This window comes from Alteromonas sp. AMM-1 (assembly GCF_047290655.1).
GTDB lineage: Bacteria > Pseudomonadota > Gammaproteobacteria > Enterobacterales > Alteromonadaceae > Alteromonas > Alteromonas mangrovi.
The window spans coordinates 13,374-39,942 of sequence record NZ_JBLBUE010000003.1 but is presented as its reverse complement, the minus strand read 5'-3'; the positions used below and the strand labels follow the sequence as shown (position 1 = coordinate 39,942).

Genomic DNA, 26,569 nt, shown 5'->3' with positions numbered 1-26,569 from the left:
CGAAACGCTATGCCTAAATTACGATCTGCAACCACAACTCAAGGCCGCAACATGGCAGGTGCGCGCGCGCTTTGGCGTGCCACCGGTATGAAAGACGGAGACTTTGGTAAACCCATTATTGCCATTGCTAACTCTTTCACACAGTTTGTGCCTGGTCACGTTCACCTTAAAGACATGGGTCAGCTGGTCGCTCGCAGTGTCGAAGCTGCGGGTGGTGTTGCAAAAGAATTTAACACTATTGCGGTCGATGACGGTATCGCAATGGGGCATAGCGGCATGCTGTACAGCCTGCCTTCCCGTGAAATTATTGCCGACTCGGTTGAGTACATGGTTAATGCTCACTGCGCCGATGCGATTGTGTGCATTTCCAACTGCGACAAAATCACACCAGGAATGCTGATGGCGTCGATGCGCCTGAACATTCCGGTAGTGTTTGTGTCGGGTGGTCCAATGGAAGCCGGTAAAACCAAGCTGTCTGATCAGATCATCAAGCTTGACCTGGTAGACGCCATGGTTGCGGCAGCAGACGATAAAGTGTCCGACGCCGACACCAACGAAATTGAACGTTCGGCCTGCCCTACCTGTGGTTCTTGCTCAGGTATGTTTAAGGCAAACTCAATGAACTGTTTAACCGAAGCGTTGGGTTTGTCTCTGCCCGGTAACGGTTCACTGCTGGCCACGCATGCCGACCGCGAAGGCTTGTTTAAAAAGGCTGGTAAGCTAATTGTGGAGCTGTGTGATCGTTGGTACAAAAACGACGATGCCAGCGCATTGCCTCGCAATATTGCCAACTTCCGCGCGTTTGAAAACGCCATGAGCCTGGATATTGCCATGGGCGGCTCAACCAACACCATTTTGCACCTGTTGGCAGCGGCAATGGAAGGTGAAGTGCCATTCACCATGGACGACATCGATCGCTTGTCCCGTAAAGTACCGCACTTGTGCAAAGTGGCACCGTCTACTCAGAAATACCATATGGAAGACGTACACCGTGCTGGTGGCGTACTGGGTATTTTAAATGAACTCAACAAAGCTGGATTATTACACGGCGACTGTTCACACGTGTTGGGTAAAACGCTTAGTAATGTGATCACTGATTGGGATATCACCAATCCAGAAAACACCGATGCGATTAAATTTTATCGTGCAGGCCCGGCGGGTATTCGCACCACCAAGGCCTTTAGTCAGGATTGCCGTTGGGATGACGCAGACGCCGACCGCAGCCAGGGTTGTATCCGTGATATGGAACATGCCTACAGCAAAGACGGTGGCCTGGCGGTATTATATGGCAACCTGGCGGAAAACGGCTGTATCGTGAAAACCGCCGGTGTAGACGAATCTATTCTTAAATTTACCGGTCGTGCGCGTATTTTTGAAAGCCAGGACGACGCAGTGGCCGGTATTCTTGCCGACAAAATTCAGGCGGGTGATGCGGTTATTATTCGCTACGAAGGCCCAAGAGGCGGCCCGGGTATGCAGGAAATGCTCTACCCTACTTCCTATCTGAAGTCTAAGGGGTTAGGTAAAGCTTGTGCCTTGATTACCGATGGTCGCTTCTCGGGCGGTACGTCGGGTCTGTCGATTGGTCACTGTTCGCCTGAAGCGGCCAGTGGCGGTGGCATTGGTTTGGTACAGGAAGGCGATACCATTGAAATTGATATCCCGAACCGCACCATTAATATTGCCATCACCGATATCGAACTGGATGCCCGCAGAGCGGCTATGGAAGCCTCTGAGCGCCCATGGCGTCCGGTGAATCGCCAGCGTGAGGTGTCATTGTCGCTGAAGACTTTTGCCATGCTTGCCACCAGTGCCGATAAAGGCGCGGTGCGCGACCCGTCGAAACTGGAAGATATATGACCGTCAGTGATATCGACTATCTGAAGAAAATCCTGCTGGCACCGGTTTACGATGTTGCAGTGAATAGCGATCTGGTATTGCTGTCGCGACTGACTGCCGAACTTGGCAACGAGATCTACCTGAAACGGGAAGATCAGCAGCCCGTTAAATCGTTTAAATTGCGCGGTGCGTATAATCGTATCGCCAGTTTAACCGAAGCACAGCTCAATGCGGGGGTGGTTGCCGCCTCAGCAGGTAATCACGCCCAGGGTGTTGCGTATTCTGCCAATATGAAAGGCGTGCAGGCTACTATTGTGATGCCAGAAACCACGCCTGACATTAAAATTGAAGCGGTGCGCCGCTTTGGCGGACAGCACGTCAATATTGTGCTGCATGGCACCAACTTCGACTCAGCCAGTCAGCACGCCAGAGCGTTAAGCGCGGAGCATGGCTACACGTTGATCCCGCCTTTTGACGATCCGGATGTCATTGCGGGTCAGGGTACTATTGCTCGCGAGTTACTCGAGCAAAATCCCAATATCGATACCTTGTTTATTGCGGTAGGCGGCGGTGGTCTGGCGGCCGGTATTGCGGTTTACCTCAAACAGCTCAAGCCCGGGATTAAGCTGATTGCCGTAGAGTCGGAAGAATCAGCCTGTTTTGTTGCCGCAAAAGCGGCGGGTAAGCCGGTAAGTTTGCCCACAGTGGGTATTTTTGCCGATGGTGTGGCAGTAAAGCTGATGGGTAGCGAAACCTTCCGTCTTTGCAATCAGTACATCGACGAAGTGATGACGGTAACCAACGACGAAATTTGTGCGGCTATTAAAGACATTTTCGACGACACCCGGGTAATTGCAGAGCCATCTGGTGCAATGTCTATTGCGGCTATTCGCAAATACGTAAACGAACACAATATTACCGGCAAGAAACTGGGCGGCATATTGTGTGGCGCCAATACCAATTTCCATACACTTCGCTATGTGTCGGAACGCTGTGAGCTGGGTGAGCAAAAGGAAGCGGTATTCGCAGTAAAAATTCCCGAGCATCAAGGCGCATTCAAGCAGTTTTGTGAATGTTTGGGTGGACGCACCATTACGGAGTTTAATTACCGTTACGCCAGCGAAAACGAAGCGCATATCTTTGTAGGTATTAAATTGCGTGGTGGCCGTAAAGAGTTCCAGTTGTTGTTAGCCGAGCTTACCGGTAAAGGCTATGCCTGTTTTGACCTGTCGGATAACGAACTGGCAAAACTGCACGTACGTCATATGGTGGGCGGCAGACCACCCACTATTCTCAACGAAGTTGTGTTTAGCTTCGAGTTTCCGGAGTACCCGGGGGCGCTGCTTAACTTCCTGAATACCCTGGGTGAGCGTTGGAACATTACGCTGTTCCATTATCGAAACCATGGTGCAGCTGAAGGGTTAGTGATGGCTGGCTTTGATATTCCACCAGACAGCCGTGCAGCGTTCGATGAACACGTTGCGGCACTCAATTACGAATATCAGGATGTTACCGCTAACGCCGCGTACCGATTCTTCCTGTCGGAGCCTGCCAGGGCCTGAGTGGGTCCGAGCTTCAAAAAATCAGGTTTTGCCATTCTGCCGGTCAATGCGATCTCTTCACTTGTCCGGCAGTTCTCACTCACTCACACTCTTACTTAGTATCACTGTACTTACTGCTCAAATTTAATCATATCTGTTCACTTCTGAAACAAACTGCTTATTAGTTTTGACAACTTTGTTAATTTCGTAAAAATATTGCTATATTAATTTGTATTACAATTTGTCAGGGATCCGGATGAATAGCCGTTGCTTTAGGGTAATCAGTGAGTTATCGCGATTTGTAAGTGTCATATTGTGTTGTCTGGTGTTAGCGGCATGCGCAACGGATGATTCGCAATTAGCGGCGACAGATAACGATACTGTGCTGTTGTTCGCGTCTTTTCGTGGCAATGGTCAGGATGGACTGCATCTGGCGGTGAGTGAGGACGGCCTCAATTGGCAGGCGCTCCGGCAGGACCAATCGTTTCTTACGCCCAAAGTGGGTACCCAATTGATGCGCGACCCGGTGATTATTCAGGGGCCGGATCAGCAATTTCATATGGTTTGGACGTCCGGTTGGGAGGATGCCGGCATTGGCATTGCGCATTCCTCAAACCTGAAAGACTGGAGCGAACAACAGTTCCTGCCGGTGATGGCTGATTTCCCTGAGGCCAGAAACGCTTGGGCGCCCGAGATTTTTTATGACGAAACCACCCAACGCTACTGGATCTATTGGGCATCAACGCTACCAGGCAAATACCCCGATACCGAGAAGCAGGCTGACAAAGGCTGGGATCACCGCATTTATGCTACCAGTACTAAAGAATTCAAAACTTATTCCCCAACCCGTTTGTTTTACGAACCCGGCTTCAACGTAATCGACTCCACCCTGATTCAACAGGGTAACGAATACGTTATGATCGCCAAGGATGAAACCCGCTATCCGCCTGCTAAAAATCTGTTTATTACCCGCGCTTCCAGCCTTGAAGGCCCCTGGCAAAAACGCTTAGCGGCCTTTACGCCCTCGGGCGTGTGGGTAGAAGGCCCTGCCGCAGTGTTCTGGCGTGGCTGGTACTACGTGTATTACGACCAGTATATCGACCATAGCTTTGGTGTTATGCGCACCCGCAACTTTACTGATTGGGAAAATCTTACCCCCCAGCTCACTATGCCCCCCGGTACACGCCATGGATCTGTGCTGGTGGTTCCACGCAGTTTGGTTGGTAGCCTGTAACCACACGGTGTCACTTTCATTTGTTTCAAATGCGGCATAATTTTTTGATATATGGAGCCTAAAGTGATGACGGTATTTGAGTGTTTTCGCTTGGGTGTTAAGGTTTTTACATCTTGTTAATTAGGGTTTTACATGATGTTGCAGATACCGCTGCGTTTTGCCTTTTCTCTGGTTGCTCTTGCTGCCAGTCTTACCGCCTGTAGTGCAGGCAGCAAAGCGCCTTCTGATCACTCCATTACCTACAATGCAGCCGAATTACAGTCGCTTTGTTTAGCGGCATCAGCGGATACGCCGGTTGCCTGCCACTTCCCGGACCTGGGGGCGCAAACCTCACACTATGCAATAGAAGTACAGGCTTCTTCGTTTGATAACATGGCGCTCTACGCTGAATCGCGAAGACTTATGTACGACGCAGGCATTGCCAGCGTGAAATCAGATAGTACACACGCAAACACGTTGCGGTTTATTGTGAATACGCGTCAACCCGACGGCCAGCCCATTCAACAGGACACCTATGCAGGATTACCCGGCGCTACACTGTGGCTGCCACAAGGGTTGCAATCCATTAACAGTATCAGTGTAACTCCCGTAGAACCGGTGCAGCGCGTGTTTGTGATTGGCGATTCAACCGTATGCGATCAAAACCCACAGTGGGACAAACCGGCCACCGACCGTTTTAGCGGATGGGGGCAAGTGTTACCCGCGTATTTCAACGACACAGTTTCAATAGTGAACTACGCTGATTCTGGTGAAGGCACCGAAGCGTTCAACACCTTCGACGGTGAACTGTTAGTGCCTATTGCGGAACAGTTAACACCTAACGATGTAGTGCTGATCCAATTGGGCCACAACGACAAAACCACACCTCAGGATGTGTATACCCAGCGCTTAACCGATTTGATTCATTTTATCCGCTCGCGCGATGCACAGCCGGTACTGATTTCTCCAATGCTGCGTAATCATGGCATCCCGCTGGCAAAACAACACCAGTGGCCACAACTGGATATCCCAGCGGCACTTCAGGGTATTGCGACCCGCGAAAATGTGCCCTACATCGACCTGCTCAGCTTGTCTAATCAGTGGGCACAGCCATTAGGACAAACTACAGCACAAACGTTTTTTGTAACGAATGACCGCACCCATACCAACGAAGCGGGGGCAAGGGTGTTTGCCGGTTTAGTGATTGACGCAATCAAACAACAGGATTTATCGCTGGCGCAAGCACTGCGCTAAGTGTTTACGTAAAAGGACGACTACCGTTATGAAGTCAACATTAATCAAGGCCCTGATGCTGCCTTTACTCTTTATCAGTGGTGCGTGTTTGAGCAAAGACGAAGCGCCGCTTACGCCGTCTGCCATCTTTATTGCGGGAGACTCTACCGCAGCCAGTTATACCAATGCCGACCATCAGGGCTGGGGCGAACCTTTCAAAGCGTATTTCGACGCCAACAAGGTAACCGTAGACAACCGCGCGCGGGGTGGACGCAGTTCCAGAACGTTTATTACAGAAGGTCTGTGGCAGGCGTTAATAGATGCTGTGCGCCCAGGGGATGTGGTTATCATTCAGTTTGGACATAACGACGGTAGCCCGGTAAATGATGATCGCAGAGCACGTGGCACACTGCCGGGTATTGGTAGCGACCACATTGATATCGTTAATCAACTAACCGGTAAGCAAGAACGCGTATTCTCGTTTGGCCATTACATTCGCCAAATGGTTGCGGATGTTAAGGCTAAGCAAGCCGTGCCAGTGCTGGTATCACTTTCGGTGCGCAATTTATGGCAGGAGCACCGTATTGAACGAGGTTCGGGTCAGTATGGCTACTGGATGTATCAGTTGGCCTGGGAGCTGGGAACACCTTACATCGACTTAACCAATGCCGCCGCAGATGCACTGGAATTGCTGGGCAAAGAAGGTGTTGCAGCGTTATATCCAAAAGATCATACCCATTACCATAACGAAGGCGCGGATCTGCACGCTCAACTGATGGTTAGCGCGCTTAAAGGCTTGCGCCCTTCGCTGGATAGCACTGTGTATTCAGACAAAGGCAGAGCGGTAACGCCTTACGACTGGACGTTTGTGCGCTTGCCGGTTGTACCTGATGTGCATCGTCGCAGTGTGTTTATGGTGGGCGATTCTACGGTTCGCAATGGCTGGGGTGACGGCCGCGATGGTCAGTGGGGCTGGGGCGACTTTGTTGACGACTGGTTGGGTAATCCCCCTGTTAACTTTGTGAATCGTGCGGTAGGCGGCTTGTCCAGTCGTACCTTCATTACCCAGGGACACTGGCTACGGGCGCTGAATATGATGAAGCCCGGGGATATTGTACTTATTCAGTTCGGCCACAACGATGCCGGAGCGCTCAACGATGACAGCCGGGCAAGAGGTACCATTAAGGGCATTGGTTACGAACAGGTCGACATCGACAACATGCTTACCGGAGAGCGCGAAACGGTATACACCTATGGCAGCTACCTGCGCCAGATGATCGGTGAAGCGCGCGCCCGTGGTGTTACCCCGGTGATTTGTTCACCCGTGCCGCGCAAAGTGTGGCTTGATGACGCCCCCCGTATCGCAAGAGCTGAAAACAGTTATCCGCAGTGGGCTGCACAGGTAGCCAGACAAAGTCAGACGTCATTTATTGATTTACATACGCTGGTGGCAGCACGTTACGACGAGCTTGGACCGCAGCGTGTAGACGCTATGTTTGGCGATGAACGCACCCACACCAGCAAATCCGGCGCCATCGATACAGCAGGCATTGTGGCACAACAACTGGCACCTATGTTGGGACTGGCGGTAGTGGATTCTGTAGCGGTGGAGGACAAATGAGTCTGATCAATATTGGCGTTCGGGCACATGACTACGGACAGGGCAGCGTAACCGAAATCGCACAACGCATTGGCCAGTACCCCGTTAATTGTGTGCAATTGGCATTGCCCAAATCATTTCCGTTCATTTCTGAGCAACCGGGGCAAATTAGCCCGGGCTTTGGTAATTATGTGCGCGATGTATTTGCCCGCCACGACATTAATATTGCAGTGCTCGGTTGTTACATCAATCCCATTCATCCGGATCCCGAAGAGCGTGAGCGGGCTTTGCAACGGTTTGAAGAACATTTGCAGTTTGCCAGGGACTTTGGCTGCGCCATTGTGGGTACCGAAACCGGATCGCGCAATGCCGATTGTACCTACCACCCCGACAACCACGGCCAGGCCGCCTTTGACGAGCTGGTGGTAAGTGTGAAGCGTCTGGCTGGTGTCGCAGAGCGACACGGCGTGTTTGTTGGCATAGAGGGTGTGGCACATCATCACACTATTAATACTTACGAGCGCATGAACGCGTTGCTGGCTGAAGTGAATTCGCCAAACGTAAAGGTGATATACGACCCAGTAAACTTTTTCCCGCTGGACGCTTGTGACGATCAGCAAAAGCTAATGGATGAGGCATTTGATGCCTTCGGCGAGCACATAGTTGCTATTCATTGTAAGGACTTTGTTAAACAAAATGGGCAAAAGACCGGCGATTTACCGTCGGGAACCGGCGACATGGATCACGTGCATTTGTTCAATCTGCTGAAGCAGAAAAAGCCCCATGTGCATGTAATTCTGGAGAGTACAAATCAACAAAATGTCGACCAGATTTTACGCTTTGTTGATGCTGCACAGACCCAAACTGATTAAATGTGCTTGTAACTTTGTGGAGAAGGGGTTGCAAGCGCAAAAGCCTGCAAAATGCGTAATTTTGTGAGGCATACCCCCCGAATATTAAGGCATTTAGCTACATTGCCTTAATAAAAGTGGGGTTTTATCTGGAAGTAAATAAAAACAAAAACAAGGATGAAATCAACAATTTTTCCGTTGAATTTACTGTTTAGTCGAAGCGATAAATTCAAATATGAAATTTTTTGGTTATAGGTGCTGAATCGTGACTGAATTTGATGGTTTTCGTGTTGACGCAATACGGCCCCAGTCACTAGCATGCAACACAGATGTAAACAAAAGATTAAAAATATGTTTACTCGGGTTGGTGAAAACCAGTCTTTGAATAGAGAACGAGGTCACAATGAAAAACGTCATGGAACGCAACAACACACACACGCAAGGTACATTGCCTGCGACGCGTAAACTGATCGCCAGCAGCATTTCTACCATCCTGCTTACCGGCGCCTGTTTCGCCACTGCGCCTGTTTGGGCACAAGAAGCAGCATCGGCAACTCAGCCCGCTGCCCAGTCTGCTGAACAGACAGAAAATGCCGACGAAACAACCGAGGTAATTGAAGTAAAAGGTATTCGGTTTAGTCAGCGCAGTGCGCTGGATCGCAAAAAAATGGCAGGCACTATTACCGATTCACTGGTAGCAGAAGACATTGGTATGTTCCCCGATAAAAACGTGGGTGAAGCGCTGCAGCGTATTCCTGGCGTGCAGCTTGACCGCGATTTTGGCGAAGGTCAGCAAATCAGTATTCGTGGTGTGGAGCCAGGACTGTTGCGAGTTGAAGTAAACAACGTAACGGCACAGGGTTTTGGCGGTAGCCGTGCAGTTGACTTCCGCGACATGGCGGCCGAGCTGATCAAGTCGCTCGACGTTATCAAAGGTTCTGAAGCCCGCTTAACTGAAGGTGGTATCGGTGGTACGGTGCAGGTAAACACCCGTAAGCCGAATGAATTTAAAGAAAACTTCCTGTCTGCCACCGCAGAAGGCCAGTTTAACGACCTGATCGATGACCCTAGTAACAAATTTAACGTTACAGGCGTGTATAAATTTGACGACGATTTGGGTGTGTTGCTGAACGTAACCAAATCCACTAAAAACACCATGATCCACGCCATTCGTAACACTGAATGGGCGCGTTTCGCCGATTACGACAATTCACCGGAAAAAACTTCAACTAACGCTGCATATGCCGACGTAACCGACAAAGCCGCGTGTGCTGATACAGATAACCAGGCCGCCTGTGAACAACAATGGTGGGACTTCTCGCCACTTTTGCCGCGTTATGGTATTTGGGGACGTGAAGAAGAGCGCTTAAGTGCTAACGCGGTTATTCAGTATCGCATTAACGACAACCTGCAAGTGCATGGTGGATATACCTATAACACGCGTGACAAAGAAGCGCTGGATCTAAACCTGCATCTGGAAACTCAATCAGCGGGGCGCGTAAAGGCAGATTCGGTAATCGTAGACGACCAGCATAACGTTACCTATTTTGAATCTGCGGCGGCAACGGTTACTAACCGCACGCTGCAATTCGCGTGGGATCAAACCACCGAAATGTTCGAAACGGGTTTCGAGTTTGATATGGCAGGCTGGCGCGTGGAAGGCTTACTGGCACACTCCCGCTCCGATCAGGACATCGATTCTAAAGATACCCATGTTACCGCGAATGGAGTTGCCGGCGTGCAGGTAGACCTGAATGCGCAGGGTATGCCTGAGTGGGATTTCAACACGGGCTATTTTGTGAATGCCAGCGATCCTACTGACACCTCAGATAAGTTTGATGTAAACGATCCGGCCAGCTACCGTTCACGCGCCCGTTATAAATATGCGCCTGTTACGGATGAGTCTGACGAAACCATGGCGAAACTGGACTTCACCTATATTCCGGATTCCGATTTAATTACGCTGATCCGCTTTGGTGGCCAGTTGCGTGAACAAAGCTATGCCAATGCTAACTTCGAATACAACATTATTCGCGATGTAGGCCGTTCGTATACCAACCCGGAAACCGGCGAAAGCATGCAGTGGACCTTGGACGACCAGATTGCGCTGATCACCGGCAATACCTTCCAGTCGCCACAGTTGTTCGATGGCTATAGTCTGGGCGTAAATACCATTGGTACTTATCAGGCGATTAACACCTATCCGTTTATTGAGGCAATCCAGGCCGTCGCAAACGACTTTACCAGCCGTGAAGATCTGAATGTGCGTTCTGGTAATTACGACGTATCAGTAGATACACAGGCCGTTTACCTGCAAGCCAACTTTGAAACCGAGCTGGCGGGTATGCGCTTATGGGGTAACGTTGGTGCTCGTTATGTTGAAACGCAAACTGCGGCGAATGGTGACGTAATTGAACGCATTATTGTGGATCAGGTAGATGAAGACGGTAACGTATTACTCGACCCGGTAACCGGTGAGCCGCTCTCTGGTATTGAAGATCCGGATCATCCTGATGCGTTTAACGGTCGTAAAACCGTTGAAGAGGAATACAGTGACTTCCTGCCCAGCCTGAACATGAACCTGGCGATTATTGAAGATGAGCTGGTGTTGTATGTGGGTACTGCAAAGGTAATGTCGCGTCCTAAAATTACCGACCTGAACGTGAATGCAAACTGTACTCTTTATCGCAATTCCCGGAAAGAACTGGATGATTTACGCGATTACTGTACAGCGGGTAACCCGGCACTTAAGCCATACCGTGCCAAGCAGTTTGACGTAGCGCTGAACTGGTACCCGGATGAAAACTCCATTATTTCTGGTGCCTACTTTATTAAAGACATCACCAGTTGGGTAATTGATGCAGAAACCCGCTTCGACGTTGATTTCTTTAACGACGGCCGTAACTTCGATGTGCGCCAGAAAGTAAATGGTTCGGGCGTTACCACTAAGGGTATCGAGCTACAGGCGTCTACCGTGTTCAGTTTCCTGCCAGAACCCTTTAACGGGTTGGGGGGTGCCATTAACTACACTCGCATGAGTGCAGATGATGTTGGTTTGTTCAACTCATTAACGGGTAAAGAGCTGCCGTTCCCGTCTCAGTCTGAAAACAGTTACAACCTGACTGCTTTCTACGAAACCGATAACTGGAGCTTCCGTATGGCTTACAACTACCGCGATGAGTATCTGGTAGCGGCGGCTGACCGTTCTGGTAACCCGGTATTTGTTGAAGACTCAGGCTACCTGGATGCCAAGTTTATCTACAACATCACCGAAAACTTCCGTGCTTACGTAGATGGCCGCAACCTGACAGGTGAAGTCAAAGCTTACACCGCTGGTCCACGTCGTCTGTCTGACCTGCAATGGTCTGGCCGTGAGTACTCAGTGGGCGTGATTTATCAGTTCTAACAGCGTACCTGAGCTGGCGGTTAAGCCGCCAGCACAGTTCAATATGCAGGGGTGCTGTTAATAGCACCCCTTTTGTTTTTGATAGGAACCTTGCATGACATCTATTTCCCGACGAGGACTCTTTTCTCTTGCTGGTAAAAGTGCAGCACTCAGTGTTGCCTGCCTTCCCATAGCCAGCCTTGCAGGCACGGTTCGCAGCACGCAATCCACGCCTTATTATCGTCACAATAAACTCATCCACGGTGTCGCTTATTATCCAGAGCTTTGGCCTGATGCCGACGTAGACGCCGATATTGCCGAAATGCAGTCGTTGGGTATCAATGTGGTACGCATGGCTGAGTTTGCCTGGTCGACTATGGAGCCTGAGCCAGGCCAACTGGATTTTTCGCTGTTTAAAAACGTGATGGACAAAATGCATGCGGCGGGTATTCAGGTGGTACTGTGTACACCTACCGCAACGCCACCGGTATGGCTGACGCACGGGCACCCGGAACGCTGCCATAAAAACGATAAAGGCGAAATCATGAGCCATGGCGCGCGTCAGCATGCCAGCTATGAACATCCCGATGTGCGCGCAGCTTGCTCTAACATCATTGAGCATATGTCTCGTGAGTTAGGCCGCCATCCGGCGTTAATTGCCTGGCAGCTCGACAATGAAATGAAAGCGCACGTGAGCGAGGACTACAGCGACGCTGCCATTGCCAACTGGCACACCTGGCTGGCAAAGCGATTTACCACTATTGATGCACTGAATAAGGCCTGGGGCACACACATCTGGAGCCAGTATTACACGTCATTTGAGCAAGTGCCCGCCTCGGTAACTACGCCGTTTTTGCACAATGCGTCACTCATTACCGCATATAAACTGTTTTGCCGGGAAAGTGTCGCCGACTTTATGGTGGCTCAGCGCCAATCTATCCGCAAATACTCTGATATGCCGATTACCCACAACGACAATCCGGCATTTAATATTCACCACGAACGCGCCATGCGCGCACAGGACTTTGCCTCTTACGACGCGTATCCCAGTGCCGATCAGTGGGCTACACTGGCGTTCCGCTCAGATTTGTATCGCGCCGCCATTCCGGGCAAACCCTTCTGGCTAATGGAAACCAGCGTGGCACACAACGGCTGGCTGGGCAATCATCAGCCCATGCACCCGGAAGGCTTTTTAGCGGCCGAGGCCAGTTTGATTTATGCGTTAGGTGGCGAAGGGTTTTGTTACTGGTTGTGGCGTCAGCAGCGCACCGGCGCGGAGTTGCCACACAGCGCTGTTAAAAGTGCATGGAATACGCCTTCCATTGGTTATGAGGAAGTGAAGAAAGTGGCGGCGGTAAAAGCCCGTTTGGAGCCGGTAATACTCGACACAACGCTGGAAACACCGCCAATCGCTATTACCTATTCAGATCACGCCAGAGCCATGCTGGAAACGGAAGGGCTCGACAAACGCAATGGCTTCCCAACGCGATACCGTGGCGTCATTGAAATGTGGCACAAACACGTATTGGATTTGGGCTACCATCGCGAAGTACGTTTTGAAAATGCAGCATTGGATGGATTGAAACTGCTTATTACACCCGCCATGCCCTATGTTAGCGATGCATTTCTGCTGCGGGCTAAAGACTTCATGGAGCAAGGCGGGGTATGGATAGCCGGACCGGTTACCGGAACGCGTGGTAAAGAGCATACTGTCCCTACCGATGCGGGTTTAGGCCTGCTGGAAAAACTGGCGGGCGTAACCACCCAATACGTAATGCCCCTGACCGGTACAGGGGCCACCGGGGAGTTACTGGGTGTCAGCAGCGAATTAAGCGGCTGGTGTGCCGCCATGATTGCGCGTGAAGGTACCCAGGTTATTGGCACACTTACCCAAGGCCGAGGCAAAGGGCTGGCGTTCGCTACCGAGCGCAATATTGGCAAAGGCAAACTGGTACTGCTGGGAGCCATGCCATACGGTGAGCACAAAGACACTATGCTCAACGCGCTTATCAGGCATTATGCCAGCGAAGTAGGCGTTAACCCGCTAGCCGACGTGGCCGCAGGCGTGGTAATTGTGCCGCGCACCAATAAGCGCGGCCAACGCATTTGGATTGTGCTGAATATGCTGGCAGATACTCGCAGTGTTGCATTACCAGCAAGCGCCACCGATTTGCTCACAGGTAAACCGCTGGGCAACACGCTAACACTCGACGGTTATACACAACACGTTATTCAGGTAAAAGGGATCTGAACATGGAAAAAATCGCATTTGTGATGCAATTAAACCCAGGCTGTGAAGCCGAATACGAAAAGCGACACGACGAAATCTGGCCTGAGCTGGTGGATGAATTAAAAAAGGCGGGTATAGAAGACTACTCAATTTTCTTGCACCCCAACACCTTACAGCTTTTTGCTGTGCTGTGGCGTAAAGACAATCACACCATGGATGACTTGCCTGCTACGGCGATAATGCAAAAATGGTGGGCCTACATGGGTGATATTATGGCGCACAACCCAGACAACAGCCCGGTAGTACAGCCGCTAACCAAGGTGTTTCATTTGGCATAATGGTTGTACAAATAACAATCAATCTGCGCTGCACTCATAAGCTAAATCATTAGGAGTGTGGCGCATGAAAAGTTTAACTAATCCTTTCTCGTTTAATCCGTTTAATCCGATTATCTGGCACTGGCCGCTTAGCGGTGACGTAATACCAATCCGCATAGAAGATTACCCAATCAGCAACCCCTTACGGTAAGCCGACAGGTTTAATCGTCAGGCTTATTTGCGCAGGTTGAGTGCGTCTAAATCAAGCCATTTATCAACGACAGAAAGCCTGTCGGTTTGCCCTCAGGGCTTCGCCCAAAGGGAGTGGCCAAATCGACTTAGCTCTGTGTTGCGGCAACTGGACATAGAATGGCTATGCCGCAGTAACCGCGTCGTGATCTAAGTCGATTTGACTCACTCTGATTGGACAATCCTCTATGCAGATTGGCATATGACTTCTCTCCAACCACAACCTGGTTCTCCCCGCAGTACACAATTAATCTGGCAGGTGACTCTGCCATTGAGAAAGCCGTGGTGACCCAGGTTGCCAGTTATGGCAAGCAGCTGGGCAAAATCACTCAGGCTGTGCTGGAACAGGCAGAGGGTGAGCCGGGTAATGCTGTTGCATCGCTAAGAAAGATGGCCGATGACATCAATACCATAAAACAACACACCCTGGCCGATAAAATTGAAGCCGACCTGAAGCGATTAAAGCAGCAGGACAACGTCGCCTACCAGGCCTTGATCAAGCGCCTTTGATTGCCCATATCTGTAGTGCCCGGTATTGAAAGTCAGTCCATTGCATTTGTCTGAATCCCAGCGCGCCATTGGTTAACGCCGGGCCTGTATTCACACCGTCTACCACGGGCTGATTGTCTGTGTAGTCGATCACCAGGCGGTTATCCACGTACAACCTGATGTGTGCCTGTTGCTTAATCAGGCGGATCTGATGTACCTGATTTGAATGCGTTGGAATGCCTACCTCTCCCTGTTGAAGCAAGCTAAAGGTATTGTTCTTTCTGAGGTTTGCATGGCCGCGATCCGGATTGTGGGCGGCATTGGCATAATAAGAGATATGATAACTGCGAATGGCCCCTTCGGTATATTGAGTAAAGGTGCCATCTCTTTCTGGCAGTGACGGATCAAAGATGCTTTCGCCGTTAACGCCTTTTGCAGCAAAGAAGACAATAACCAGCCCGGCTTCGCTATTCAGCGACTGCGCCTGCCATTCTGCAACAAAACTGTCTGGCAACTGCACCGGTGCCCAAAATACGTGATGCATAGCCTGATTGGGTGAATACATGCGCATCCAGCCATGATTAAACTCAACGTTTCCAGGTCCTTCCATTACCCAGTCTGCTACATCGCTGGCCTGACTAAGTGGATTGCTGTACAGCAACGGGCCTTTTTCGGCCAAGGTACTACTGGGTGATGTTGACGGCAGCAACTGACAGCCGGTTAATAAAAGTGTTAGCACAACAAGCGGTTGCAGGTAGCGAATACATGACTTCATAAAATCGGTTCCCGTTATTTTTTCTGCACTGTGAGTCAGTTTCAAATCTGAATCAATCAAACCAATTTATTTCGCCAGAAATACCGCTGTTTGATTCTTTTATGGTACAAATTAATCATAAATTAACAAATATTTAAAAAGTCGCTCAGCTTCGTTCATCAAAGCAATCATCAAGTCGTGTTGAGGCGATTAGAATTGAACAATCAGCAGTGGGAGAATCATTATGGATAGACGTGCCTTTTTGAAGCAAAGTGGTATGGCGGCGTCTTTGCCGCTGGCACTATCGGCCACAGGCTGTGCAGTAACATCAGGAATAGGTAAACCTCTTTCTCCCATTAAACGCGAGCCCGGTACCCTGAGTTGGGTAGATGGCAATGCGCCGGATTATCAGGGCGGTGCCACCTGGGGGCATCCCTGGGCGCAAGGCGCATTAAGAAAAGGTCAGACGCTAACGCTGATCAGCGAGCAGGGCACTCCTGTACCTCTGCAAAGTTGGCCCACCGCGTACTGGCCGGATGGCAGCATAAAATGGACCGCTCATGCTATTCCTGCAGGCAGTCAGCCGGGTGAACGATTTGCCATAATTGCAGGCAAACCTGTGAGCCCCAAAGCTGCCGTAAGCATAACGAAGCACTCAGGAAAAGTGGTAGTGAATACCGGTGTAATCAGTTTGCACATTGCAACTTCCGGCCAGGACATCATCAGCGAAATGCATCGCGAGGGTAAAGTTATTGGTCGTGCAGCGCGATTGGTGGGATTAGTGCAGGATGCACCCGACAATACGCCAGAATCCCCTGCTAACGTTACCGCATTTACCTCTTCCATTGATTCGGTAACGGTAGAACAACAAGGACCGGTGCGATCTGTTATCAAAATTGAAGGCAAGCATACAACCGGTGCGGGCCGCAACTGGCTGCCCTTTGCGCTTCGAATCTACGCGTATGCAGGGGCGGAAACGGTAAAAATCAGTCATACGTTTATTTACGATGGCGATGATCAGAAAGACTTTATCCGCGGATTGGGATTGCGCTTTAACGTGGTACAGCGCGATGAACTGTACAATCGCCACATCCGGTTTGTAGGTCAGAACGATGGCCTGTGGGGTGAGGGTGTGAAAGGCATTACCGGTCTGCGCCGCGATCCGGGGCAGACAGTGCGCGACGCACAGATTGCCGGTGTAGCCACCCCAGCACTCAGTGAATGGGATGAGCGGGTTAGCAGCCGGCTGCACTATATCCCTGTGTGGAACGATTTTACCTTGTCGCAGTTATCGGCAAACGGGTTTGCTATTCGCAAACGTACACAGCCTGGACACGGCTGGATCGATTCCGATCAAGGGCAACGCGCCAATGGGGCAACCTATGTGGGTGGCACGTCGGGCGGTGTACTATTTGGTATGCGGGATTTCTGGCAGCTTCATCCGGTACAGGTAGATGTGCGCAACGCGGGCTCAGATCTGGCAGAAGCCACCCTGTGGTTCTGGTCTCCCGAAGCACCGGCGATGGACGTGCGTTTTTATCACGACGGCATGGGGCAGGACACCTACGACAAACAGCTGGATGCACTCAATATCATTTATGAAGATTACGAGCCGGGATTTGGTTCCGCATATGGGGTGGCTCGTACCACCGACTTTACGCTGGGTATTATGAATACCACGCCATCCCGCGAGCAAACCGTTGCAATGGCGCGCTATATCAGTCAGGCACCCCAGGTGGTGGCGGCACCACAGGACTACTTGGCCGCCGGTGTGTTTGGTGGTTTGTGGACCCTGCCCGATCGCTCCTCGCCCGCTAAATCAGCCATTGAGGATCGCCTGGACTTTCAGGTGAAGTATTACTGTTCCCAGGTTGACCAGCGTCACTGGTATGGGTTCTGGAATTTCGGCGACGTCATGCACACGTATGATACCGACCGGCATGTGTGGCGCTACGACATAGGCGGCTACGCCTGGGACAATTCCGAATTATCGCCTGATCTCTGGTTGTGGTATTCCTTCTTGCGCACCGGCGACCCAACAACGTTCCATTTGGCAGAAAACATGACCCGCCACAACCGCGATGTGGATATTTATCACGCCGGTAAATTTAAAGGTCTGGGAACCCGCCATAACGTGCAGCACTGGGGGTGCAGCGCCAAGCAAATGCGGATCAGCACCGCTGCTTACCGCCGCTTCCACTATTACATTACGGGCGACGACCGAACCGGCGATGTACTGAATGAAGTGATCAATGCCGACCAGGCATTGGGCGTATTAAACCCAACCCGCAAAGTAGCACGCGAAAATCCGTTGCCGGGAATGGCAAAAATTGGCGTGGGTACCGATTGGGGCTCTACTGCCGCTAACTGGCTAACCGCCTGGGAGCGCACCGGTGATAAGCAATACCGCGACCGCCTGGTAAACGCCATGACCGTTATTGGCGAGCATCCGCTGGGGTTCTTTGCCGGCGCGTTTGGCTACGACACGGCGACACAAACCTTGCTGCCCTATGAACTGGACGAACCGTCAATCTCTCATCTGAGTTCAGTATTTGGCTTGGTAGAAATGAATGCCGAGCTAAATCAACTCATTGATATTCCAGCCTATAAGCAAGCCTGGATGGAGTACGGCAGATTGTACAATGCCGATGAGGAAACGCAGAAAGCTGCACTGGGTATTGCCAAGCGCCCCAACCTCAAAGCTGCCCATTCCCGGTTAACCGCCTATACCGCCTATCACAACGGTGACGTGCAACTGGCAAAACGGGCCTGGAAAGAGTTTGACGCGAAACAGGAATTCGCGGGGTTAAACGGGTTGTCCAGTCAATTGCAGACTACTCACGTTGAAGGGCCAAACGTGCTCAACCCCATCGATGAAGCGCCGTGGATTTCCACCAACGACGCGTCGCAATGGGGCTTGGCAGCCATTCAGAATTTAGCCCTGGTTGGTAATGCGCTGGAGTAACTCACTTACCCGCTAACAAAGTGCCCGCTGCAGGCGCTGCCCCTACCGGCAGTTTGCCTGTGGCAAACCTGCTCCTCATCGGGAGCACACTGGGATACAGCGTTAAAAATCAGCCTGAAAGTTCAGTGCTGAAAAAGAATTTCGCATATGAAACAAAAACGTTAAACGACGTTAACAATATGTGAATTCGTGTACAGTGAAACGATGAAACCGATTCACCCTATTTGAAACATTTGGAGTACCTGTCGCTTATTCTCTCTTTTCCGACAGTACTTTGAGTATGCATTAACTTTTTGTAAGGTAAAGGATCCACTATGCCCGCAATTGCTCATGATATTGCCTATGCAACTGTTCGCCAAAGTATCGATAAACTCATCGACAACCTGGTAAACATTACCGATGAAACCGGCGAATTCCTGCTAAAACTGGACGACGGACGGGTAATCGACACCAAGGGCTGGAACGACTGGGAGTGGACCCACGGCGTGGGGTTGTACGGCTTGCTGAAGTACTGGGATATTACCGGTGACGACAAAGCCCGTGACATCATTGAAGACTGGTTTAAAAATCGTTTCGCAGCGGGTACACCTACCAAAAACGTGAACACCATGTCACCGTTTCTAACCCTGGCTTATATGCAGGAACGCAGCGGTAACCGCAGCTATCTGCCGTACCTGGACGTATGGGCCGAGTGGATCATGGACGGTATTCCGCGTACCGAAGAAAACGGCATTCAGCACATCGTATTTAACTCTGAGAACTATCAGCAAATGTGGGATGACACGCTCATGATGAGTGTGCTGCCTCTGGCAAAAATTGGCTTGTTGCTGGACCGCCCGCACTATGTGGAAGAGGCGAAGCGTCAGTTTATGCTGCACATCAAATACCTGGCCGATCGCAAAACTGGCCTGTGGTTTCACGGTTGGACATTTGATGGCCGTCACAACTTCGCCGACGCCTTGTGGGCGCGTGGAAATTGCTGGGTCACTATCGCCATTCCTGAATTCATCGAATTGCTGGATCTGCCAGAAACCGATGGCTTGCGCATGTTCCTGATTGAAACTCTGGAAGCCCAGATAAAGGCGCTGGTGAAAACTCAGGATCAAGGTGGCTTGTGGCATACCCTGCTGGACGATCCGGATTCGTATCTTGAGGCATCGGCTGCTGCGGGCTTTGCGTATGGCATTTTAAAAGCAGTTCGCAAAGGTTATATCAGCGACGAATACGCACCATGCGCGATTAAAGCCATTAAAGCAGTATTGGAAAACATCGATGAAACCGGCGAACTACAGCAGGTATCGTTTGGTACGCCAGTGTTTGATGATCTGCAAGGCTATCGCGACATACCGCTGACTTCCATGCCGTATGGTCAGTCCATGGCGATCCTCGCCCTGGTTGAATTCATGAACGCCTACATTTAAAGACCGATCAGGGAGGAGCAGTCATGACCCGACGTCAGCTTAAACCGGTAAACTACGTAGCCTATGGCCTGAATGATATTCTTGGCGCAGGCTCTATGGCTGTGATCAGTGGGTGGATTTTATTTTTCTACACCACGTTTTGCGGCTTGTCGGCAGTACAGGCTGCGTCGATTTTCGCGATTGCTCGTATTCTGGATGCGGTTGCCAGTCCATTGATTGGACACATCTCCGATGGCCTGGGCAGCACCAGAATTGGCCGCAACTTCGGTCGTCGCCGGGTGTTTTTGATTGGCTCTATCCCATTGCTGCCCAGCTTTGCGCTGATGTGGGTAAGTGGGCAGGAATACTGGTATTACCTGGTCACTTACGTGTTCTTCGAACTGGTGTACGCGTCGGTTATTATTCCTTACGAAACGCTGGCCGCAGAAATGACCGATGACTACAAGCAGAAAGCCAAACTGGCCGGTGCGCGTATTCTGACCGGTCAAATCTCGGCAATTTTTGCCGGTATTCTACCTAGTTGGATCGTGAGTGCTGTGGGTGGCAAAGAGTCTGCTGAAACCTTCCTGATCATGGGCTCTATTTTCTCTGCGGTATTTATGCTGGTGGTGTTCGCCGTTTGGTACTTTACCTGGGAACGCGATATCAGCGAACTCAGCGAAGAAGAAGTAAAGCGAGACGACAACTGGACAGTGGCTGGCACCCTGAAAACCCTGTTTAAAAACTTGTCGTCTACGCTGCGTATTCGCGCGTTCCGCCTGCATCTGGGGATGTACTTAGGCGGCTATATCAGCCAGGACGTGTTCAACGCGGTATTCACTTACTTTGTGGTGTTCGCTATTGGCGGCTCAGTGGTAATAGCGTCTGAAATGATGGCGATCACCTATGTTGCACAACTGGTTGCGGTTGCTTGTGCTATTCCGCTGGTTATGCGCTTTGGCCCCGCGCCAACATACCGCATTGCGATTTTACTTTACATTGCGGGCATCATTGCGCTGCTTACCTTGTACCTGACCACCGAAACCTTCAGTGCGCTATGGTTGGCCGTCGGCGTGATTGTAGCCGGGCTTGGTCGCGGTGCGCTCAATTATATTCCCTGGAATACTTATAACTATATGGCGGATGTCGACCAGATCGTTACAGCACGACGCCGTGAAGGCAGCTTTGCCGGTGTGATGACCTTTATTCGCAAGGCCACACAAGCGGTTGCGGTGATGTCGGTGGGTATCATTCTTGAGGCCGGCGGCTTTGTTTCCGGAGCAGATGTACAGGATCCACAGGCAATTACTACCATAATGGTGATGCTGGTAGCCGGGCCATTAGTGGTGTTGTTATTCGGCTTTTATGTGTCTACTAAGTTCAGGTTAAGCAAAGAAACCCATGAAGTGCTGATGGCGGAAATTGAGCGCTTCAAAGACGGTCAGCAAACGCCAGCTTCAGCTGAACATAAAGCCATTGTTGAAGATCTGTCCGGTTGGTCTTACGACCAGCTATGGGGCAAAAACCCGGTGGGCCGTTAACATGAACTCTCCACGCATGAAGTACTCATTGTTAGCCATACTTGTTGCAGGCATGGCACTGGCGGGTTGTCAGCCAGCCACCGAGAGCGCGGTTACTTCCCCGGTGGCCGCCGAGAAGGTCGCACAGGACAGTCAACCAGCGGCCGTTCCTAAAGACTGGGTGGATCCCGATACCGGGCATCGCATCGTGCGATTGTCGGAGGAGCCAGGCTCGCGTTCACTGTACTTCCATCAGAACGCCTATACCGCCGAAGGCGATAAAATGGTGATCTCGGTGGATAACCCACGCGGTGTGGCAGTGGTAGATTTAACCGACCTGTCGGTAAAACGCATTTACGAACACCCGGATGCCGGCATTTTGTTCGTGGGTAAACAATCCCGCAGCGTATACCTTACTCAAATTGCCCGTCAAAACGGCGAAATGGTGCACCCTGGCAATGAGTTACAACAGCCAACACAATTGCTGCGCGTGAGTTTGGATACCGGTGAGGTAACGGAACTGGGCGCCATTCCCAGAGGTAAAATTCACTCGATTAACAGCAATGAAACCCTGTTAATTGGCGCGTTTGCCGAACACGCCTACAACATGGAAGCGGGCCCGCGCGACAGCCGATTTGAGGCGCGTTACGAAGCGCTTGGACCCGATGGCAAACCCCTTACGTTTGCCGACGCCAAGGAAGTGCGGATCAATGAGCGCCTGGAAGCCCGTATTCCCATGGAAATGTTCACCTTTAATATTGCAACCGGTGAGCAGAAAACCTTGCTGAAAGCCACTGACTGGCTTAACCACATTCAGTTTTCACCCAATGATCCCGAGCAAATCATGTACTGCCATGAAGGCCCATGGCACAAGGTTGATCGCGTTTGGACGATACGCGCAGATGGAACAGGTCAGCAAAAGGTCCATCATCGCAGTATGAATATGGAAATTGCCGGGCATGAGTTTTTTGATGCCAGTGGTGAGAGGATTTTCTACGACCTGCAAACCCCGCGTGGTGAAGTGTTCTGGCTGGCAAGCTACAACCTGAACACCGGCGAGCGCGTATGGCGGCATATGCCACGGGATTATTGGTCGGTACATTTTAATATTTCGCCGGACGGCAGCGTGTTTGCCGGTGACGGTGGCGACCATGAAATGGTGGCCCGCGCAGAAGATGGCAAATGGATTTATCTGTTTCGCGATGAGCCGATCAACGATGTGGCAGGCATTAGCGCACCCAATGCAGCAGAGCTGATTAAGCCCGCGGTACTCAAAGCCGAGCGGCTGGTTAACATGCAGCAACACGACTATCGGCTGGAACCCAACGTAACATTTACACCAGATGGCAAATGGGTGGTATTCCGCTCGAACATGCACGGTCCGGTGCATGTCTACGCGGTAGAGGTTGCCGCGTCAGAATAAGTTTCACATTTGAACATAATTGCTGGTTTTGGCGTGTTCAATAACGGTTTTCTTGCTTCACATTTGGAGCAGCGACCACACTATCACCACTCACAATACGGTATAGAAAGGAGTGTGCATCAATGAGTAAGCCAGACTTTGGTTTAGTCGACAAGGTAGCCCTGGTAACAGGAGCCAGCCGGGGTATTGGACAGGCATTGGCGATGGGGTTGGCGGCTGCCGGCGCCAAAGTAATATGCGCAGCCAGCCGTATTGGGGGATGCCAGGAAACGGTAAGTAAGATTGAGCAGGCAGGTGGCACTGCAACCGAGTTGGCGGCAGATTTGTCAGATGCCAACGCAGTGATTGCCCTGGCTGAACAGGCACAAGCGGTCTATGGTGAGATTGATATTTTGGTGAACAATGGCGGCACGATATACCGCAGTCCGGCCGTTGATTACCCACTGGAAGCCTGGCAAAACGTATTGCAGGTAAATCTGGATGCGACCTTTATTTTATGCCAGCAAATTGGCAAATCCATGGTTGCGCGCCAGCAAGGAAAGATCATCAATATTGCATCTATGCTGAGCTACAGTGGCGGCATTACGGTGCCAGCCTACACAGCGAGCAAACACGCGGTAGCAGGACTCACCAAGGCATTGGCGAATGAGTGGGGGCAGCACAATGTGCAGGTTAACGCGATTGCGCCGGGCTATATCCGAACCGACAACACCCAGGCTCTGCAGGACGACCCTGAACGCAGCACGGAGATTCTGAAGCGAATTCCGGCGGCTCGTTGGGGCGAGACTGCCGATCTGCAAGGGGCTGCTGTATTCCTGGCTAGCAGTGCAAGTAATTACATCAATGGTCATATTCTCGCCGTAGACGGCGGCTTTTTGGCCCGATAAACCATTTGAGGAACCGACATTATGTCAAACAAAACTGAGTACGAAGTCAGGTATGCAGTGGGACAGCGCGAAGTAAAAGGCTACGACACCACTGAACTTCGCGATACCTTTCTGGCCGATAAACTCATGCAGCCGGGCAAAGTGTACTGGATTTACAGTCACTACGAGCGTTTCATGGTAGGCAGCGCCGTACCTACCGACAGCCCGCTGGCACTGGAAACACTGGATGCACTGAAATCAGAGCATTTTCTGGATCGCCGCGAGTTAGGCATTATTAACGTGGGTGGCGACGGGACGGTTGTGGCTGACGGCGAAGAATACGCACTGGCTGCAGAAGAAGCGCTGTATCTGGCAAAAGGCAACAAGTCAGTCACGTTTTACTCCAATGAGCCGGCTAAGCCCGCCAAGTTCTACCTGAACTCAGCACCGGCTCACCATGCGTTTACCAACAAGAAAATTGGCAAGCAAGATGCGAAGGTACTTCACCTGGGCAGTCAGGCAACGTCGAACGAACGTGATATTCACCAGCTAATGATTAACACGGTAGTGGAAACCTGTCAGTTGCAAATGGGGTTAACCCGTCTGAAGCCTGGCAGTGTGTGGAACACCATGCCTGCGCACCAGCACGATCGCCGTAATGAAGTATACTTTTACTTTGATGTAGCCGACGGTCAGGCAGTGTGTCACTTTATGGGTGAGCCTCAGGAAACCCGTCATATCTTTGTTCAAAACGAGCAAGCAGTACTGTCACCACCCTGGTCAATTCACTGTGGTGCGGGCACATCTAACTACGCATTTATTTGGGGAATGGCCGGGGAAAACCTGGATTACGGCGATATGGATAGCTTCCCGCCGAATGAATTGCGATAGTAATAGCACATTAAAAATAATACAATATTAACAATTGTGTAACCCTGGAAGTGATTATGGAACGTTATCTGATACCGAGTGTTAACCATGCTTGTCAGATTTTCCGCTTGCTGGCCAACAGCGAAAACGGAATGACAATGCATGACCTGGAAGTGGCACTGGATTTACCGCGTACAACGCTTTTCAGGTTGCTGCGAACCCTGTGTAACGAACAAATGCTGGAAAAGCGTGGTAAGCGTTACTACTGCGGTACTGATCTCATGAAACTGGGGTTACACATTATTAATTCTGATCGCATGCACCAGCTTGCGATCCCCCACATTCAGCGTTTGGCGCTGAAAAGTGGTCATACTGCTCACCTTGCTGTACCCAACAATGGCAGTATCTTAATTGTAGAAGTAGTAGACAGTCCTAATCCTCTCATGGTGTCCAAACGTCCTGGCGTGCAGGCTCAATTGCATTGCTCGGCGGGTGGCAAAGTGTTCCTGGCGTTCCTGTATTACGACAATCTTGAGCTCATCCTGAAAGAACACCCCATGGAGAAGCACACCGAATACACCATTACGGATATCGATCAGCTACGCGAAGAGTTGAAGCGCGTGGAAGCATTAGGTTATGCGGTAGACGAGCGAGAATACAATAAAGACGTGCGTTGTCTGGCGGTACCGGTGCGCGATAACCGCGGCGTGGTAGTAGCGTCGGTTGGTGTAACTGCGCCGGCGGTGACCTTCCCTAAATCGCAAATACCGGTGGTGGCTGAGTTTGCCAAAGAAGCCGCTCGCGGCATCTATCGCGATACTTATCAGCTCAAAGAAAGTCGCTTAAAAGCTTAACCGGAACCCGTTATGCCAAGTTGTTTAATCATAGGCGAGTGCATGGTAGAGCTCTCGCCGAAGGATCCGCATACCCTGAATAAACGGTTTGCTGGCGATACCTTCAATACTGCCGTGTATTTAAAGCGTAATTTGCCCGATTGTGTGGTGAGTTATGTTACTGCCGTGGGCAATGATGCGTTAAGTCAGCAAATGATTGATACCATGCAGTTGGAAGGGCTCGATACCCGCTATGTTGCCCGTAGTCGCACGCATACGGTTGGCATGTATCTGGTGAGTACAGATGACAGCGGAGAGCGCAGTTTTTCTTACTGGCGCAGTCACTCCGCGGCGCGTAATCTGCTTAACCTGGTTACACTGCCCGATACCTGCTTTGATATGGTGTACGTCTCGGGGATCACCGTTGCGATATTAGATGTGCCGCAGCGCGAACAATTATTGCGTGCTTTGGCTAGCTACCGGGAGCGCGGTGCTTGCATAGTGTTCGACCCCAATTACCGGCCACTGTTGTGGGTGTCTGAACAGGAAGCGCGTGACTGGATCACCCGTTTTTATGCTGCGTGTGACCTGGCCTTTCCCGGCGGCGATGATCACGCTGCACTGTTCTCACATTCTGATGAACACGCCATAGTACGCTACCTGCACAACCTGAATATAGACGAAATCGTGTTAAAGCGCGGTGCCGACAACATTGAAATTTATCAGCAGGGTAAACACACTTCCGTTGCGGTAAATCCCGTGGATAAGGTGGTTGATACTACGTCGGCAGGCGATGCCTTTATTGGTGGCTTTATTGCCGCCAGGCTGGCTGGGTACTCAAGCGAAGTGGCAGCAACCATGGGAGCCGACGTCGCGGGTGTAGTGATTGGGGCCAAAGGTGCAATTGTGCCTGCTGATTATTATCAGTCCAGCTTATCAAATCGCACAAACCGCAATGCATCGGGCGAAGTTATCGCGGCTGAGTAGTCGA

Annotated in this window: 20 protein-coding genes; 19 read left to right on the top strand and 1 reads right to left on the bottom strand. The window is 51.0% G+C overall.

Features of this window, described 5'->3' with window-relative positions; translation table 11 throughout:
- The first annotated feature begins 9 nt into the window (after positions 1-9).
- From ilvD to ACLR2L_RS01160, 11 genes are all read left to right on the top strand, one after another.
- Positions 10-1,860: a dihydroxy-acid dehydratase gene (gene ilvD, locus ACLR2L_RS01210; protein WP_413365005.1), complete on the top strand. Its 1,851-nt coding sequence runs from the start codon at positions 10-12 to the stop codon at positions 1,858-1,860.
- Positions 1,857-3,401, top strand: a complete 1,545-nt coding sequence (gene ilvA, locus ACLR2L_RS01205) for a threonine ammonia-lyase, biosynthetic (protein WP_413365003.1) — start codon at positions 1,857-1,859, stop codon at positions 3,399-3,401. The genes ilvD and ilvA overlap by 4 nt, the downstream gene beginning before the upstream one ends.
- Before the next feature lie 235 nt (positions 3,402-3,636).
- On the top strand, positions 3,637-4,614 hold the full coding sequence (locus ACLR2L_RS01200) for a glycoside hydrolase family 43 protein (RefSeq protein ID WP_413365001.1): 978 nt from the start codon (positions 3,637-3,639) through the stop codon (positions 4,612-4,614).
- Between the two features lie 132 nt (positions 4,615-4,746).
- Positions 4,747-5,847, top strand: a complete 1,101-nt coding sequence (locus ACLR2L_RS01195) for a GDSL-type esterase/lipase family protein (RefSeq protein WP_413364999.1) — start codon at positions 4,747-4,749, stop codon at positions 5,845-5,847.
- A gap of 28 nt (positions 5,848-5,875) precedes the next feature.
- Positions 5,876-7,447 carry a rhamnogalacturonan acetylesterase gene (locus ACLR2L_RS01190; RefSeq protein WP_413364997.1) on the top strand — a complete coding sequence of 524 codons (1,572 nt, stop codon included), beginning with the start codon at positions 5,876-5,878 and terminating at the stop codon, positions 7,445-7,447.
- Positions 7,444-8,298 (top strand): sugar phosphate isomerase/epimerase family protein, encoded by an 855-nt coding sequence (locus tag ACLR2L_RS01185; protein ID WP_413364995.1) that lies wholly within the window; start codon positions 7,444-7,446, stop codon positions 8,296-8,298. Before ACLR2L_RS01190 ends, ACLR2L_RS01185 begins: the two co-directional genes overlap by 4 nt.
- Positions 8,299-8,680: 382 nt before the next feature.
- Positions 8,681-11,683 carry a TonB-dependent receptor gene (locus ACLR2L_RS01180; RefSeq protein ID WP_413364993.1) on the top strand — a complete coding sequence of 1,001 codons (3,003 nt, stop codon included), beginning with the start codon at positions 8,681-8,683 and terminating at the stop codon, positions 11,681-11,683.
- 94 nt (positions 11,684-11,777) lie between these two features.
- A complete protein-coding gene (locus ACLR2L_RS01175; protein ID WP_413364991.1) occupies positions 11,778-13,913 on the top strand; it encodes a beta-galactosidase in 2,136 nt (711 codons plus the stop codon).
- 2 nt (positions 13,914-13,915) lie between these two features.
- Positions 13,916-14,230: an L-rhamnose mutarotase gene (rhaM, locus tag ACLR2L_RS01170; protein WP_140957889.1), complete on the top strand. Its 315-nt coding sequence runs from the start codon at positions 13,916-13,918 to the stop codon at positions 14,228-14,230.
- A gap of 64 nt (positions 14,231-14,294) precedes the next feature.
- Positions 14,295-14,420, top strand: a complete 126-nt coding sequence (locus ACLR2L_RS01165) for a hypothetical protein (RefSeq protein ID WP_413364989.1) — start codon at positions 14,295-14,297, stop codon at positions 14,418-14,420.
- A 212-nt stretch (positions 14,421-14,632) separates the two neighbouring features.
- Positions 14,633-14,968, top strand: coding sequence for a hypothetical protein (locus ACLR2L_RS01160; RefSeq protein WP_413364987.1), 336 nt, complete (start codon positions 14,633-14,635; stop codon positions 14,966-14,968).
- On the opposite strand, the gene ACLR2L_RS01155 is transcribed toward ACLR2L_RS01160, so the two are convergent.
- Entirely contained in the window at positions 14,955-15,722 is a 768-nt protein-coding gene (locus tag ACLR2L_RS01155) for a DUF1961 family protein (protein ID WP_413364985.1), read from the bottom strand. The genes ACLR2L_RS01160 and ACLR2L_RS01155 overlap by 14 nt on opposite strands.
- Positions 15,723-15,945: 223 nt before the next feature.
- Here ACLR2L_RS01155 and ACLR2L_RS01150 point away from each other — a divergent pair, with 223 nt between their 5' ends.
- The 8 genes from ACLR2L_RS01150 (at position 15,946) to ACLR2L_RS01115 (ending at position 26,565) form a co-directional block, all read left to right on the top strand.
- Complete coding sequence (locus tag ACLR2L_RS01150; RefSeq protein ID WP_413364983.1) at positions 15,946-18,666, top strand: hypothetical protein; 2,721 nt, start codon at positions 15,946-15,948, stop codon at positions 18,664-18,666.
- 314 nt (positions 18,667-18,980) lie between these two features.
- Positions 18,981-20,087 (top strand): glycoside hydrolase family 88/105 protein, encoded by a 1,107-nt coding sequence (locus ACLR2L_RS01145; protein WP_413364981.1) that lies wholly within the window; start codon positions 18,981-18,983, stop codon positions 20,085-20,087.
- A gap of 23 nt (positions 20,088-20,110) precedes the next feature.
- Entirely contained in the window at positions 20,111-21,607 is a 1,497-nt protein-coding gene (locus tag ACLR2L_RS01140; RefSeq protein WP_413364979.1) for an MFS transporter, read from the top strand.
- Between the two features lies 1 nt (position 21,608).
- Positions 21,609-23,009 (top strand): oligogalacturonate lyase family protein, encoded by a 1,401-nt coding sequence (locus ACLR2L_RS01135; RefSeq protein ID WP_413364977.1) that lies wholly within the window; start codon positions 21,609-21,611, stop codon positions 23,007-23,009.
- A gap of 122 nt (positions 23,010-23,131) precedes the next feature.
- Entirely contained in the window at positions 23,132-23,896 is a 765-nt protein-coding gene (gene kduD / locus ACLR2L_RS01130; RefSeq protein ID WP_413364975.1) for a 2-dehydro-3-deoxy-D-gluconate 5-dehydrogenase KduD, read from the top strand.
- A 21-nt stretch (positions 23,897-23,917) separates the two neighbouring features.
- Positions 23,918-24,766 (top strand): 5-dehydro-4-deoxy-D-glucuronate isomerase, encoded by an 849-nt coding sequence (kduI, locus tag ACLR2L_RS01125; protein ID WP_413364973.1) that lies wholly within the window; start codon positions 23,918-23,920, stop codon positions 24,764-24,766.
- A 56-nt stretch (positions 24,767-24,822) separates the two neighbouring features.
- Positions 24,823-25,599, top strand: coding sequence for an IclR family transcriptional regulator (locus ACLR2L_RS01120; protein ID WP_140957882.1), 777 nt, complete (start codon positions 24,823-24,825; stop codon positions 25,597-25,599).
- A 12-nt stretch (positions 25,600-25,611) separates the two neighbouring features.
- Positions 25,612-26,565, top strand: a complete 954-nt coding sequence (locus ACLR2L_RS01115) for a sugar kinase (RefSeq protein ID WP_413364970.1) — start codon at positions 25,612-25,614, stop codon at positions 26,563-26,565.
- The last annotated feature ends 4 nt before the right edge of the window (positions 26,566-26,569 follow it).

Coding starts and splice junctions, on each gene's coding strand:
- ilvD (WP_413365005.1), top strand. CDS start 10: ATGCCTAAATTACGATCTGCAACCACAACTCAAGGCCGCAACATGGCA.
- ilvA (WP_413365003.1), top strand. CDS start 1,857: ATGACCGTCAGTGATATCGACTATCTGAAGAAAATCCTGCTGGCACCG.
- ACLR2L_RS01200 (WP_413365001.1), top strand. CDS start 3,637: ATGAATAGCCGTTGCTTTAGGGTAATCAGTGAGTTATCGCGATTTGTA.
- ACLR2L_RS01195 (WP_413364999.1), top strand. CDS start 4,747: ATGATGTTGCAGATACCGCTGCGTTTTGCCTTTTCTCTGGTTGCTCTT.
- ACLR2L_RS01190 (WP_413364997.1), top strand. CDS start 5,876: ATGAAGTCAACATTAATCAAGGCCCTGATGCTGCCTTTACTCTTTATC.
- ACLR2L_RS01185 (WP_413364995.1), top strand. CDS start 7,444: ATGAGTCTGATCAATATTGGCGTTCGGGCACATGACTACGGACAGGGC.
- ACLR2L_RS01180 (WP_413364993.1), top strand. CDS start 8,681: ATGAAAAACGTCATGGAACGCAACAACACACACACGCAAGGTACATTG.
- ACLR2L_RS01175 (WP_413364991.1), top strand. CDS start 11,778: ATGACATCTATTTCCCGACGAGGACTCTTTTCTCTTGCTGGTAAAAGT.
- rhaM (WP_140957889.1), top strand. CDS start 13,916: ATGGAAAAAATCGCATTTGTGATGCAATTAAACCCAGGCTGTGAAGCC.
- ACLR2L_RS01165 (WP_413364989.1), top strand. CDS start 14,295: ATGAAAAGTTTAACTAATCCTTTCTCGTTTAATCCGTTTAATCCGATT.
- ACLR2L_RS01155 (WP_413364985.1), bottom strand. CDS start 15,722: ATGAAGTCATGTATTCGCTACCTGCAACCGCTTGTTGTGCTAACACTT.
- ACLR2L_RS01150 (WP_413364983.1), top strand. CDS start 15,946: ATGGATAGACGTGCCTTTTTGAAGCAAAGTGGTATGGCGGCGTCTTTG.
- ACLR2L_RS01145 (WP_413364981.1), top strand. CDS start 18,981: ATGCCCGCAATTGCTCATGATATTGCCTATGCAACTGTTCGCCAAAGT.
- ACLR2L_RS01140 (WP_413364979.1), top strand. CDS start 20,111: ATGACCCGACGTCAGCTTAAACCGGTAAACTACGTAGCCTATGGCCTG.
- ACLR2L_RS01135 (WP_413364977.1), top strand. CDS start 21,609: ATGAACTCTCCACGCATGAAGTACTCATTGTTAGCCATACTTGTTGCA.
- kduD (WP_413364975.1), top strand. CDS start 23,132: ATGAGTAAGCCAGACTTTGGTTTAGTCGACAAGGTAGCCCTGGTAACA.
- kduI (WP_413364973.1), top strand. CDS start 23,918: ATGTCAAACAAAACTGAGTACGAAGTCAGGTATGCAGTGGGACAGCGC.
- ACLR2L_RS01120 (WP_140957882.1), top strand. CDS start 24,823: ATGGAACGTTATCTGATACCGAGTGTTAACCATGCTTGTCAGATTTTC.
- ACLR2L_RS01115 (WP_413364970.1), top strand. CDS start 25,612: ATGCCAAGTTGTTTAATCATAGGCGAGTGCATGGTAGAGCTCTCGCCG.